This window comes from Leptolyngbya sp. FACHB-321, assembly GCF_014695975.1.
In the GTDB taxonomy this organism is placed as follows: domain Bacteria; phylum Cyanobacteriota; class Cyanobacteriia; order Leptolyngbyales; family Leptolyngbyaceae; genus Stenomitos.
Map to the genome: position 1 here is coordinate 224,582 of NZ_JACJPI010000065.1, position 12,691 is coordinate 237,272.

Consider the following 12,691-nt stretch of genomic DNA (forward strand, 5'->3'; position numbering starts at 1 on the left):
TTAAAGACTGCTAGAAACAGAGTTCTTGTAAATTTAAGCTGTTTCTCAAATAACACTTTATTTAAGCTCTCTAAAGAGTAAACAAAGCGGCTGTCTAACCTGGCTACATTGGCTACAAGAGCTTTGATTACAAGTTCACCTCATTGATAAACTGCTGTCTCTTCCTGATGAAAGAGCACTTAGTCATCCACGTTTTCTAAACTAGATTTTAAGAAATCAATTAATGCGATCGCCAACACTCGATCGCATCAACACTTGAGTGTGAATTAGCCCTGTAACCGAAGACGCTACCAGCAACTTGCGAATGTAGCAGCCGCTTAGGGTCGGTAGAAATTTAGACAGAAATTAAAACCAAGGAGTTTTTGATTCATGCTGATTAACTATGCCACCCTCTTTGGACTCATTGCTGTTGCAATTGTTTTATTCCCTGGTTTCCTGGTTGTCGATCGCTGGTGGCGCGAACGCATTTACGAGCTATCTGGTAAGGTCATTCTGATAACAGGAGGGTCGCGCGGACTGGGGCTGGTAATGGCACGCCAGTTAGCTGACGCCGGGGCACGGGTAGCCATCTGTGCGCGGGATGAAGCCGAACTAGAACGGGCACGCACCGAACTAGAGCAGCGAGGCGGAGACATTTTCGCCTTGACCTGTGATGTAACAGAGCAAACCCAAGTTAAGCAGCTAGTCCAGCAAACCAGAGACCACTTTGGCGCAATCGACATCCTAATCAACAATGCGGGAACAGACATCGTCGGTCCGCTAGAAAACCTGACCATGCAGGACTACGACGACTTAATGAAGCTACATTTCTGGGCACCGCTCTACACCACCTATGCGGTCTTGCCAGAAATGCAGGCACGCAAGGCTGGACGTATTGTGAACATCTCCTCAGTTGGAGGGAAAATGGCATCGCCACATATGGTCGGGTATTGCGCCAGCAAATTTGCACTGGTTGGGCTATCCGAAGGGATGCGCACTGAACTGGCAAAAGATGGCATTGCCGTCACCACTGTCTGTCCTGGTCTCATCCACACAGGCGTTGTTGATCACGCCATTATGAAAGGTCAGAACCGCAAGGAATATGCCTGGTTCAGCATTGGCGATTCTCTGCCGTTTCTTTCTGCCAGCGCCGAAAAGGTATCTCGTGCCACGATCGCTGGCTTGCGCCGAGGTGCGGCGGAAGTGATTGTGCCCTTTCCAACCTGGCTGTCGGTTAAGTTCTACGGCTTGTTTCCTGAACTAAGTACCAATTTATTCGGTTTATTCAATAAACTCTTACCAAAACCGGGTGGCATGGGAGAAAAGCGAGCCTTTGGCAAGGACAGCCATTCCGCCTGGGCGCCCTCTTGGTTAACGTATTTGAGCGATCGCGCTGCTGAACGAAACAATGAACATCCGGTAACAGAACCGAAACTGGCAACGGTTGTAAAACCAGTTGGCACCGTTGACAAGAGCTTAACCCAACGCTCAACTTCACAGGAACCGCAGAAGCAGCTTGAAGCCGATCAAGTTCAAGGACTTGAACCAGCGATCGTAGAAGATGAACAATCTGCCTTTCCATTCATTAATGTTTCTCAGGCTCCATCTGAAGTTCAAACGTGTTTAAGTGATATTCAAGACACGCTAGGGATTCCCTGGAAACCTGCAAACTGGCGAGCTTATGCAATGTATCCCGCTGTGATGCAGTTGTTTTGGCAGCGGCTCAAACCAGCCACACAAGCCGAATCGTTTTTAGAGGACGCGATCGCCATTACTGAACAGGTTTACCGTGACACCTACGACTGGTATCAACCCGGTTATCAAATCGACGTGGATGAAGCGCAACGGCGACACATTCAGCGAGAGCTAGGTGCCTTCAGTTTTGGTAATCCTCAGTTGTTGATTCAACAGATTGCTTTAAGTAAAGTCCTGGCAGGTGAAATTGTTGGTCAGGATGGAAAGACGGAAATTCGACGTGGGCCTCATGCTTATCGTCATCCAGAAATTCAATTCATTGGAGAGCAGTTGGCTCAGGAGGTTTCAACAGAGTTGCAGCGAGTCTATCAAGACCTTAAACAAACCCTGGGGGTTCCGTTCGTCAACTCTGACTACCAGGCACTTGCCCACTGGTCTGCCTTTTTCATCCCTGTCTGGGAAGAGATCAAACGTTGGCGCGATCGCCCGGAATATGAACTTCTCAAGCAAGCAATTATCCAAAGAGCTGAAGAAGCTGCCAGTCGTCTTCGCCCTGCGGTTGTCATTGGTGAGCAAGAAGTGCGCGACCTTTTAGAGAATCCTGAAGATTTTGAGCAGATTCAGCAAAAAGTGCAAATGTTCAACGACGTTTTGCCAGAACTAATCATTCAGAATGCCCTATTTCATCAAAGGTTGACAGTCGATCAATCAGCACTCTCTGAAACATCCTGAGGCTGTTACAATGCCTCTCCATAACTAGCCCCAAGGGGCATTTTTAATTTCCTCAAAGTAAGACGCTTATCGAGTCATTTCAGCAGTATCTCTACAGCAACGACGGCAATAACTGGGCAAGCCGTATAACCCTTATGCTTGTGATGATTCAGACAGTTGAAGCAGGTAAACTACCGCTGCGGTTGATGCTTGGTGCGGACGTGGGGCTATTGTTTTAGTACCAATCAGACTATACTCTGACTGGTACGTCTTAGTAACACTGCGAAGTGCCCGTTGAAATGTCCGCTCAACTGATTTTCAGCTTTAACGTACCTTCCTGCCCTGCTACTCAAACCCTGTTGTAGTCATGCTCCAGCTTGTAGTTCAGTGCCACTGATAGAGTAAGAGAATCGCAACACACTTTAGATGTTTTCTATGAAGGTATTGACCCACAGAACTAAGAGAAAGGCTACAACTTGTATTGTCACAGGAACGCATGACTTGTTTTGACGTTATTAACTGCTGATTTAGCTTAGAGTACTGTCAAAATCATATGGGATTTCTGGTTGGCAAATACCTACAGAATCATAAATATTCTCTGGATCAAGAACTTGGACGGGGAGGGTTTGGTGTTACTTATAAAGCGACACTACATTCTTTAGGGCAAACTGTAGTTGTTAAAACGCTGGATGAGTTACTGCGGCAAGACCCAAACTTCGCTCAATCCAAGCAGCAGTTTCAAGCAGAAGCCAAGCGATTAGCACTCTGCGTTCATCCTAATATCGTCAGGGTCATCGACTTCTTTATTGAGGACGATTTTCCCTTCATCGTGATGGAGTACGTACCTGGACCAACGCTTGATACCGTTGTGCTGCCTGCCCAACCTTTAGCAGAAGCAACAGCGCTCCACTACAGCCGACAAGTTGGTGCAGCGTTAAAGGTTGTGCATCAGAATGGCTTACTGCACCGCGATGTTAAACCTCAAAATTTGATTCTACGGCAGGGAACAGATCAGGTCGTGCTGATTGACTTTGGGATTGCGCGTGAGTTTTCTCCAGGTTTAGCTCAAACACACACCAGTTTAGTTTCGCCTGGCTATGCCCCGATCGAGCAGTACATATCGCAAGAGCAGCGATCACCTGCAACTGATGTTTATGGTTTGGCGGCAACTCTCTACACGCTACTGACGGCTCAAGTGCCCGCTGCCTCGATTCTACGCGATCGCCAACCGTTGCCTGCTCCCCGTGATCTACGTGCAGAAATTAGCGCCGCTACCAATCAGGCGGTGATTCGAGGCATGGCAGTTGAACCGCACGATCGCCCCGGGAGTGTAGAGGCTTGGCTGAAGCTCTTACCAGATGTATCAGAGAGAAGGGCTGTGATGGCTGGAGCAACCAGCCAGGTGGCAACCTTACGTGCGGCTCCTGGCACACTTGCGGCTTCTAGAAGGAAGCCTGCGATCGCCCCTCAAGCAAGTAGACCTGCGTGGCAGACATGGTTGCCGGGAGTTTTAGTTGTTTTGGCTGGAGCGGCTGTGGTCGGAGCTATTCTGGGAAGACCGCAGCCTTCACCTTCACCGTCTCCAGAACCTAGCACAGCGTCGCCAACGCAACCTTCCACCGCTGTTGAAGCACCCACTTCTACGGATGCTGAGGCACCTACTCCTGCTGATGCGGAAACACCTGCTCCTACTGATGTGGAAACACCAACGCCGACGCCGACGAGTCAGTCAGACACCGCTGACACTGTTCCATCCACCGAGGCTCAGTCACCGAGTCCAATACCATCAGAGTCCCCTGACGCGATCGCGCCTAGCCCACCAGTGGCTAGTCCGAGTCCCCCTGCTAGTGAAGCGCTACCAGAACTATTAGATCAAAAAGAAGCTGAATCACTTCAAGACGCTGAAAAGAAAGCAACAGAAGCGGCACGAGAAGCTGAAAAGCAACGAGAAGAACAACAACGAGAGGCTGAAAAAGCTGACAAAGAGCGTTTCAAGGAGCGATCGGAGAAGGGCGATAAGGGCAAAGACTAGCGCTTTCCAGCCTTTCTAATAATGAGGAACACCCTGGTCGCCGTAGAGAAGGACAAGCGGCAAAAGGAACTCCCTCGTCCTAATGCCCTCCCTCGTCCTCACTGGTACGTGGCTGATACAGGGCTTCATGCACTAACTGATGCATCTCAGAGCGTGCTTGTTCATATACTTCTGCAGCACACCAGGGACGGAGATACAAAATCGTCTTTTCAGGATTAACAGAAGCAACGTTACAGGTAGGTTTCGGGTCATTCAACACCAGGGGGTGCGGTTGAACCAGAGACAATAAAGAGGTAATAGTCGGTTCGATCGGGCGATTACCAATATCCACTTCTAAATCAACTCGTCGCGTCCCCATTGCTGTTAGATTCTTCAGCGTTCCAGCAAAGAGATTGTTATTGGGTACAACGATTTTTACATTGTCTGGGGTCAAGATGGTGGTTGAGAAGATGCCCACACTGTCTACTACGCCCGTTGCTCCTGCACCTTCAATGACATCGCCTGCCTCAAAGGGACGAAAGGCAATGAGCATAATACCAGCCGCAAAGTGAGAGAGTGTATTTTGCAAAGCCAAACCAACCGCTAACCCTGCTGCGCCTAATACTGCCACTAGGGTTGTGGTCTGAATGCCGACAACATTGAGAGCTGCAACAAGTCCAACGATGAGTGCTAAAAATTCTGCTGTCTGAATGAAGAACTTTCGCAGCGTTGGCTCTACCTGGACTAGCACTCTGCGAGCGGTGCGGCTAGCTACATTGATGCCAATGCGGGTCAGAATCAGAATCCCGATCGCCCACAAAAGCTTCAACAAAATCTGGAGTGTTACATAACTTAGATTTTGTGCTGAGGTAGCAACCGGAGAGGCAACTTGTGCTAGCAAAACGAAAGACAATATCTCCATCACACGCTACAGTTGTTCCTTAAAAAACGATGCTGAGCTTCAAGGCGATCGTCTCCTGCACCTTAAAGCTCAGTCATACAAAGAATAAGACATAAGGCGACACAGCAAAGAAAACTGTTGAAGCGGAGACCTTAAAGCAAGACTGAGACCAGCCGCTTCAACGTTTATTTACTGATTCAAGGCTTACTGATTCAAAGTGCTGCAACTAGGTCCCGCTAGCTCTCCACGGGCAACATCAGGACCCTTAACGGCAACCGTCGTCGTACCCACTGCCCAGCGTCCATTCAAGGTGACAGAAAACTCACCCTGCACAAAGCCACCGCCGGGTTGCCACTTAATACCGCTGATCCGGGCATTGGGGTCAGGATTAACCCGTTCGCCTTTGGGGCTAGCACTTGCCACTTGAGCACAAGCAGGTAAACCCAAAACCCAATTACTTAAATCTTGAGCGACGGGCAACTCTTCGACGTAGTAACGCCAGGTGGAAGTGTTGCTGCTGTAGGATACGCCTCGGAAGGTGACGCGGTAGCCATTGGTAAGCGTTACCGTTTGTCCGCCGCTGACCGTTGATGTACCTGTACTTGTAGTGGAGCCAGTCGTCGTGGTCGTGTCTGTAGTCGTGGTAGTTGTAGCTGAAACTGTACTAATCTGCTGCACGCTTGAAATTTGCGTCAGGGATTGATAGCGTTGCACACTTTCGCGCAGCACCACTTGCTGCCCACCGTAGCTGGCATAGGCAACCGTTCTCAGTTCTAATCGGGACAGATCGACGTTGCCGAGTCCGAGCTGTTGGATGGGAATGACAACCGGGGTTAAACTAACCTGGCTAGAAGAAGCAACCAATTGCGTTGCATTCGTGCGGTAGACCGACACCCAGCGGTTGTTGCGACGGGCATAGACTTCGTAAAAGGCTGAGGCGGCGTTGACAGCGGGTCGATCGAGCACATCCAGTTGGAGCACCAGTGAATTTTGATCGACCAACCGTGCGACTCGAAGCAGGCTGTTCCAGCTATTAACGCGAGTTGTGGCGCTCCGTGCGGCACCGTTATAAACGACTACAACTCGACTGCTTTCCTTATAAACGGTGACAACCGTTTCGATCGCCGTTAGGGAAGCACCCGGTCGTCCACCTAAAAAGGTCCAGGTCCAGGAGTCGCCATTATCGACAAAGGGTGATAGTTTAGCCGGTCCGTGCATGGATGCTGCTGCCCGGTACACGCTCACGCCTCCATTCGCGGCTTCTGCGGCTTGTCGAGCAATATTTTTAGCCCGGTTCAGGTCAATGCGACCTTTTCGATCGTCATCGCGGTCACGTCCGCGTTCTCGATCGTCATCGCGGTCACGGTTCCGATCGTTGCCACGTCCTTTTTTATCGTCCTTGTCGTCTTTATCGTCTTTGTCCGCCATCAACCACTGCTGCGTCTTGCCATCCTGACTAACAGAGGAAGAGTCTGATAAGGCAAAGGCATTAGCAGCAACAGGCAGCGTCGTCAGGAGTGCCAAGCTTGTTGCTGTCAAAAGACGTTTGCCTAAAAGTGCAGGTGAACGTGACATTAATGACATTAAATAGTTGTCCTTTACGATAAATTTTGGTAGCTCAAGGGAACCAGCTAAGTTCTTACACTGGTTCCAAACTTATAGAGTTCCCTTCTTGTCACAAGCTTGACCGCTGCTTTATGAGTTCTTTGCCTCAGCCTCATAACGGTCTAATTCAGTATGCAATGTATAGTAGTATCTAACGTTGAAGAATACCTTCAGCTTTCTGTGTTTGAATTGATTGGCTTTTTACTATCAACCTTTAGCGTTCAACAGTGCTCGTTAGATTGACGGTATACCGACTTCAAAAGCGATCGCGCTCAAAAATGATTCACGCTATCTTGCTTAAAAATTCATTTATAACGATGACAAAGCAATCAAGTTGTTTTAACTGAGAAATCAATCAGGAATGATTTTGAGATAGCCTTCATGCAGTTGTTTTACTGCTGCTTTAGCCTGAGTTTTAGGAAGCTCAAATCATCTTTTCTCCAAATCAGTAGCGTCGGCATTTGTAATTGTGGAAAAGCTTCAACCATCACGGCCTGGTGTCCAATTGGGTAGAGTTGAGTGCGGAGGGATGACGATAACGCTAAACTGCTTGTCCCTTAGCATGTGCGTGAAATTGGTATTACCTGTCCTTATGGTGGATGTTGACCCTAGAGCAGATTGTTACCGTCAATAATGTGTTTTGCAGGAACTTAAGGATGTTGAACTCCTGGCTCATTATCGGTGGCATTACTACTCTGGTCGCCTTTGGCAGTTTCTTCTTTAGACCGCGTGATATTCCCTGGGCAGCCAAGCTCGATCGCCCCAGGTGGTTATTCTTTGAACCTGCTATCCCGCTCATCTGGACGGTTGCGTTCTTCTGTGGTGCCTGGTCAGCGGGGCTAGTTTGGCAGCAAGAACCAGGCAGCATCAAAACCTGGATTTTTATGGGGCTTTACCTGTTGGTAGAAGTGGTAACAGTTGCCTATATTCCCGCCACTTTACGATCGCGGAGTTTGGCGATCGGGACGTTTTTGGGTGGATTGGGAGTTGTCTTGGGCGCTGTGCTAGCGTTACTGGTAGGGCAACAATCCCTTGAGGCTGCCCTATTATTGCTGCCCTATCTGCTTTGGAGTCCGGTGGGGACCTATACGACTCGCCGTATGATTGACCTGAACCCAGAAGCAGCGTGATTAACCCAGGTGAATGGTAACTACTCATAACGAGCCATGCTTGACCTTCCATCATGTGAATGCCTTTGAGCGAGATGGCGAAACAGTAGTAAATCTGGTCGCGTATCCTGATGCAATGGAAAATGGAACGATTCAGATTTGGCACTCACCTGATTACTACTTTGGTGAACCTGTCTTTGTTGCCGCACCGATACTACAGCCGAGCACAAAGGGGGCATTGTATCGGTCGTTCTGTGTGTGTTCTATCAGGCACCTAAGCACCTTAAGTGAAAACGAGTATAGGAAACTATCTGGGGAGGATGCTAAGCCTTGAGTATAATTACGGGCGATCGAGTGTAAAAGCTTTCCCCTAAGAATTTAAGTCACGCAGAAACTAGAAAGATAACCCAGGGGGAGGGATTGCTCTTATATCAAGCAGGTGTTAAACCAGGTCAAGGCGAGATAGCAGCAGAAAACACACGGACGCGTTAACAGTTGACGTGGCGTAGCTAGCTTTCACTCTCCTTAACTTAAGGGATTGGAACTTAAGGGACTGGAGTAGGCAGTGAATGTCTATTGCTGGGTTGTTGGTGTCAGCCGAACCACGACAAGTCATACATTGCTTTCAAATTTGAGGGTCTTTCAAGCACCTCAAGCGCCAAAAACTCGTCAGCACTTAAAGAGTTGGTTATGTTAAAGAAGCTGTTTAGCGGGTTAGCGTTGGTGTCTTATGCCTAGCAAGCTTTTATGGCGTCCTTTACGATTGCTATTCGCTTTAGCAGTGACCACCAGTACTACCCTCTTAATGCCGAGCAGCGCCCACGCTGAAACACCCCTGGCTCGTGCCATGATCGAGTCATTGCGAAACTCAGTACGGCTCCTTCTGCGTGACCAGGCACCCCGTCCAGCGAGACGCCGAGATGTCTTAACCCCCGGTGATGCGCTATCAACGGCTCAATCAGCGTTGGTAGAACTGCGGTTTAACGATGGTTCCCTGGCTCGTATTGGCGAACGAGCGCTGTTTCGGTTTGTGCCCAATCGCCGGACTTTGCGCCTCGACAATGGCACGGTGTTGTTATTGATCTCACCAGGGCAGGGGCGCACCAATATTAGGACACCGAATGCTTCCGCTGGCATTCGAGGCTCTGCCCTGTTCGTGCAGTACACTCCCGCAACAGATACTACCGTTGTCGGAGCCTTAACCAATAGTGGCATTGAGGTTGGTAACCGTAATCGCTCACAGAACCAAGCCCTGCAAGCAGGACAATTGGCTGTCGTTGTGAGAGATCGCATTACCCGCATTGCTCAGTTTGACTTAAAAACCTTTTATGAAACGAACGAGTTGGTGCAGGGCTTAAAACTGTCTGAGGACGTTCCAAGCAATCGCTCAGATCCAGCCCTTGCAGCGGTACGGGCAGAAACGCTCGACGCTTTGCAACGCCAAATCAAACTACCAGCGGTTAGCGCCGGTAAACTTGACTCGATCTGGCAAGATGTCTTGATCTCACCGAAGAGACCATTGCCGTGATTGTTCAGGTGGTCTTAGAGACTCAAACGGTAGTGCCCAGTGGTAAAAAGGTTTGAAGGAACGACTCTATGAGTAACGTACTTACACGCTCCTGCTGCTTTATCTTGCTGTTGCTTGGAAGCTGGACGCTGGTAGCCCAAAGGGGGCAGGCTGAACCCCCCAAAAAAACTAACCCACTGCTGCTGTTGCAGCCTGGTGCTACACCATCGCCTCTGGTTTTGACTCAACGTGCCCTCACTGTCGTTGGGCAAGGACAGGTAACGGTGCCTGCTGATCGCGCCACACTAGAATTTCAATTGGGTAGCCGTAGCAACCTCTCGGCTCCAGAGTTGCCTGGCGTTTCGTTACCATCCGCTTCCACAGTAACGCCAGAAACCCTGCAACCATTGATCACAGCGTTGAGAGAGTCTGGCGTTAAGGCTGAGCAGATTGAGCTCCAGACTAGTCCTTTAGAAAGTCCGCGCTTGCTAGTCACACTGCTAAAACCGACGCGCGAACAGGTTCAAAAAGTGGTGATGACGGTTAACCAGGCAGTAACTCGGAGTCAGCAATTATTCCTACAAAGTATTGGTGCCGCTTACTCAGTGAAGAGCTGCCAGCCGCTAGAACAGTCAGCCCAACGGCTAGCACTGGCTGATGCGCGCCGGCAAATGACACCATTGGCACAAGCGCTGCGGATGCAGGTAGGTGAAATTCTCTTGGTGACCGTTCTACCACTCCAGGGCGCTGCTAGTTCCATAGGGTGTGGCTCAAAGGTTGGAGTTTCGTCCTCCTTCCTCGCTACAACCGATGAAACTGCTCTCCCGCCTTACAATGCGGCAGCGGTGCCAGAAGTGAAGGTGAGAAGCCAGATTAGTGTCACCTATGGTATGCAGTAAAAGACTGGAGCCGAGTCACGTGCACTGCATATCACTCCAACCACGATTCGCTCTACGGCTTGCGTGTCAGAAGAGCAACGGTAGAGCGAAAAAAGTGTTGGCAAGAGTCTTCTACGCTGCCAGCGTTCTACAGACGCTCCAGTTTTTGGGGTTGTTGCGTCGATCGCCATCGCCACAAAGACAATACTGCTATAAGTGCGACTGCTATAAGCGCGAGTCCTGTGTAGTTGACGACAGCCCAGCCCCCATCGTTCATCAGCCGACCGGAAAGAAACGTGGCGAAAGCCACAAAGCTCAGCATGAGGAAGTCATGGGTTGCCTGTGTTTTAGCTCGTTCTGTTAGCGTATAGGCTTGAGTTAGCAAGGTGGTTGAGCCAATAAACATAAAATTCCAACCAATCCCCAACAGCAACAGCGCTCCAAAAAAGTGTGATGCCTGTGTGCCTGTCAAATTAATCGCCACACACAGCCCATTTAGGACGATGCCTGCTAGCACAATGGTCAGCACACCAAAGCGCGCAATCAAAAAGCCCGTAACTAGGGACGGCGTAAACATCCCCAGCACATGCCATTGGATTACTGAAGCCGCTACGTGAAAGGGATGGTGTTCCGCAACCATTGCCAGGGGTGTTGCTGTCATCAGTAGCGCCATGACGCCATAGCCAATCATGCTGCCCAGCACTGCCACAATGAACACAGGCTGTTGCACGATCGTGCTTAGCTCGCGTCCAGGCTCCTGGTGCTCCGGCTGTACTAGTGGTGGCAGAGCGACGAAGCGAAGGAGCAGCAACGTAAGGCTTTGGAGTAATGCGATTGCCACCAACCCTCCAGCAAAGGTGACAGGCAACCAATCTTTCGTCCAGGTTGCTAACACTGGTCCGATGAAGGCGGCAAGAATGCCTCCTGAAATGACAAGAGAAATGGCACGTGAGCGGTCCGCTTCTGGTGCTACATCTGCCGCTGCAAAGCGATAATAACTCACAAAACCACCGAAAATCCCATACAGCAGTGTGCTCAGACTAAAGAGAACAAAGCTGCCTGCAAAGATTGCATAAACACCTAACACTGCGCCACTCAAACCGACTAAAACCCCGGTCATGAAGCCGAACTGACGCCCCCACCGCTTAAGGATGAAGGCGGCTGGAATAGTCGTCAGCATCGTTGCCAATTGCAAAATCGCTAGTGGTAAAGTAGCCAAAGCTTTGTCTGGCGCTAAGGTTGAGCCAATTAGGGCAGCCGTGGTAAAGAGCACAATACTGCCTGTCATGGCAAGTGCCTGACAGAGAGCAAGAAGAAAAACAGTTTTTTTAGCAGTCACAGGTAGCGCAATCTAACGGAAGGTTAATAATCTGTAAGGCTGTCACCTTTTAGAAGCATGATATTGCACGTTCCACATAGAACATAAGACCCGATTGAATCTATGTTCCGCTAGAGCAAGAAACCTAAGAACCATGTTTGACGAATCAGAGCACAAAGCTCCCAGCGTTTTTGCCGACTGATAGAGCGTTACAGGTACGATCGCCCTTAAAATTGTCCTAAATAATCGCGTTTGCCCAACTCAACGCCACTATGCCGCAGGATGTTGTAAGCCGTTGTCACATGAAAAGAAACGTTTGGCAGCATAAAGTACAGGAGATAGGACAGCCCCTCAAAAGTCATTGTGTCTTGACCCACTGGTAGGGTGATCGACTTTTTCTCCGAGCCGTCAATCTGTTCGGGGGTAAGGGTTTCCAGGTAAGCAGTGGTTTTATGCAGTCGATCAATCAATTGAGCAAACGTTGTTTCGTCATCTTCTAGCTTGGGAGCTTCCAGTCCTGCTAATCTTGCAGCTCCCCGTCTAGCGATATCTGAAGCAATTTGAACTTGTCGTCCGAGCGGAAACATATTGGGATAGAGCCTGCTATTGATCAGGACAATCGGATCAATGTTCTGAGCTTCAGCGTGGGCAGCACCCTTCTCTAAAATAGCCACGAGATTATGAAGCGATCGCGTGAGCAAAGGTACTGAAGCTTGATACATGGAAAGGGTCATGACTAATGCTCCTAAATCGCATCATTAAGCGTATTGTCCCTTTTTAAGAGACAAATGCTTGACCTATAGCAGTGTGCAAGTTTGCTCAGTACACTGATAGGGAACAGAATAAACCGATTTTCTCTCTTTCGATGCGACCTTACTCCTGCGACTTGCGCCAAAAGATTGTCAGTCTTTACAATCAAGGTGAAGGCTCAATTCGTCAATTAGCCCACCGCTTTGCTGTCAGCCCAGACTTTGTAC

The 12,691-nt window shown here is 49.4% G+C and carries 9 protein-coding genes; 5 read left to right on the forward strand and 4 right to left on the reverse strand.

Annotated features, from left to right (window positions below; all coding sequences use genetic code 11):
• Positions 1–369: 369 nt before the first annotated feature.
• Together H6F76_RS17955 and H6F76_RS31090 are read left to right on the forward strand one after the other, a co-directional pair.
• Positions 370–2,406, forward strand: a complete 2,037-nt coding sequence (locus tag H6F76_RS17955) for an SDR family NAD(P)-dependent oxidoreductase (RefSeq protein ID WP_190510351.1) — start codon at positions 370–372, stop codon at positions 2,404–2,406.
• A 532-nt stretch (positions 2,407–2,938) separates the two neighbouring features.
• Positions 2,939–4,417: a protein kinase gene (locus H6F76_RS31090; protein WP_190510353.1), complete on the forward strand. Its 1,479-nt coding sequence runs from the start codon at positions 2,939–2,941 to the stop codon at positions 4,415–4,417.
• Positions 4,418–4,496: 79 nt separating this feature from the next.
• Here H6F76_RS31090 and H6F76_RS17965 read toward each other — a convergent pair whose 3' ends face one another.
• On the reverse strand, positions 4,497–5,318 hold the full coding sequence (locus H6F76_RS17965) for a mechanosensitive ion channel family protein (protein ID WP_190447274.1): 822 nt from the start codon (positions 5,316–5,318) through the stop codon (positions 4,497–4,499).
• A gap of 183 nt (positions 5,319–5,501) precedes the next feature.
• On the reverse strand, positions 5,502–6,872 hold the full coding sequence (locus H6F76_RS17970) for a hypothetical protein (RefSeq protein WP_190510355.1): 1,371 nt from the start codon (positions 6,870–6,872) through the stop codon (positions 5,502–5,504).
• A 686-nt stretch (positions 6,873–7,558) separates the two neighbouring features.
• On the opposite strand from H6F76_RS17970, the gene H6F76_RS17975 reads away from it, so the two are divergent.
• The 3 genes from H6F76_RS17975 to H6F76_RS17990 all read left to right on the forward strand — a co-directional run bounded on the left by H6F76_RS17975 (position 7,559) and on the right by H6F76_RS17990 (position 10,417).
• Complete coding sequence (locus H6F76_RS17975; RefSeq protein WP_190510356.1) at positions 7,559–8,032, forward strand: tryptophan-rich sensory protein; 474 nt, start codon at positions 7,559–7,561, stop codon at positions 8,030–8,032.
• Positions 8,033–8,816: 784 nt separating this feature from the next.
• On the forward strand, positions 8,817–9,539 hold the full coding sequence (locus H6F76_RS17985) for a FecR family protein (protein WP_190510383.1): 723 nt from the start codon (positions 8,817–8,819) through the stop codon (positions 9,537–9,539).
• 68 nt (positions 9,540–9,607) lie between these two features.
• Positions 9,608–10,417: an SIMPL domain-containing protein gene (locus H6F76_RS17990; RefSeq protein WP_190510358.1), complete on the forward strand. Its 810-nt coding sequence runs from the start codon at positions 9,608–9,610 to the stop codon at positions 10,415–10,417.
• Positions 10,418–10,544: 127 nt separating this feature from the next.
• On the opposite strand, the gene H6F76_RS17995 is transcribed toward H6F76_RS17990, so the two are convergent.
• Positions 10,545–11,735 (reverse strand): MFS transporter, encoded by a 1,191-nt coding sequence (locus H6F76_RS17995; protein ID WP_199322181.1) that lies wholly within the window; start codon positions 11,733–11,735, stop codon positions 10,545–10,547.
• A gap of 206 nt (positions 11,736–11,941) precedes the next feature.
• A complete protein-coding gene (locus H6F76_RS18000) occupies positions 11,942–12,448 on the reverse strand; it encodes a DUF1993 domain-containing protein (protein ID WP_190447269.1) in 507 nt (168 codons plus the stop codon).
• Positions 12,449–12,691 lie beyond the last annotated feature (243 nt).

What these genes read in the sequence shown, in the direction of transcription:
- H6F76_RS18000 (WP_190447269.1), bottom strand. Translation starts at nt 12,448, where the DNA reads ATGACCCTTTCCATGTATCAAGCTTCAGTACCTTTGCTCACGCGATCG.
- H6F76_RS17985 (WP_190510383.1), top strand. Translation starts at nt 8,817, where the DNA reads ATGCCGAGCAGCGCCCACGCTGAAACACCCCTGGCTCGTGCCATGATC.
- H6F76_RS17975 (WP_190510356.1), top strand. Translation starts at nt 7,559, where the DNA reads ATGTTGAACTCCTGGCTCATTATCGGTGGCATTACTACTCTGGTCGCC.
- H6F76_RS31090 (WP_190510353.1), top strand. Translation starts at nt 2,939, where the DNA reads ATGGGATTTCTGGTTGGCAAATACCTACAGAATCATAAATATTCTCTG.
- H6F76_RS17955 (WP_190510351.1), top strand. Translation starts at nt 370, where the DNA reads ATGCTGATTAACTATGCCACCCTCTTTGGACTCATTGCTGTTGCAATT.
- H6F76_RS17965 (WP_190447274.1), bottom strand. Translation starts at nt 5,318, where the DNA reads ATGGAGATATTGTCTTTCGTTTTGCTAGCACAAGTTGCCTCTCCGGTT.
- H6F76_RS17970 (WP_190510355.1), bottom strand. Translation starts at nt 6,872, where the DNA reads ATGTCACGTTCACCTGCACTTTTAGGCAAACGTCTTTTGACAGCAACA.
- H6F76_RS17990 (WP_190510358.1), top strand. Translation starts at nt 9,608, where the DNA reads ATGAGTAACGTACTTACACGCTCCTGCTGCTTTATCTTGCTGTTGCTT.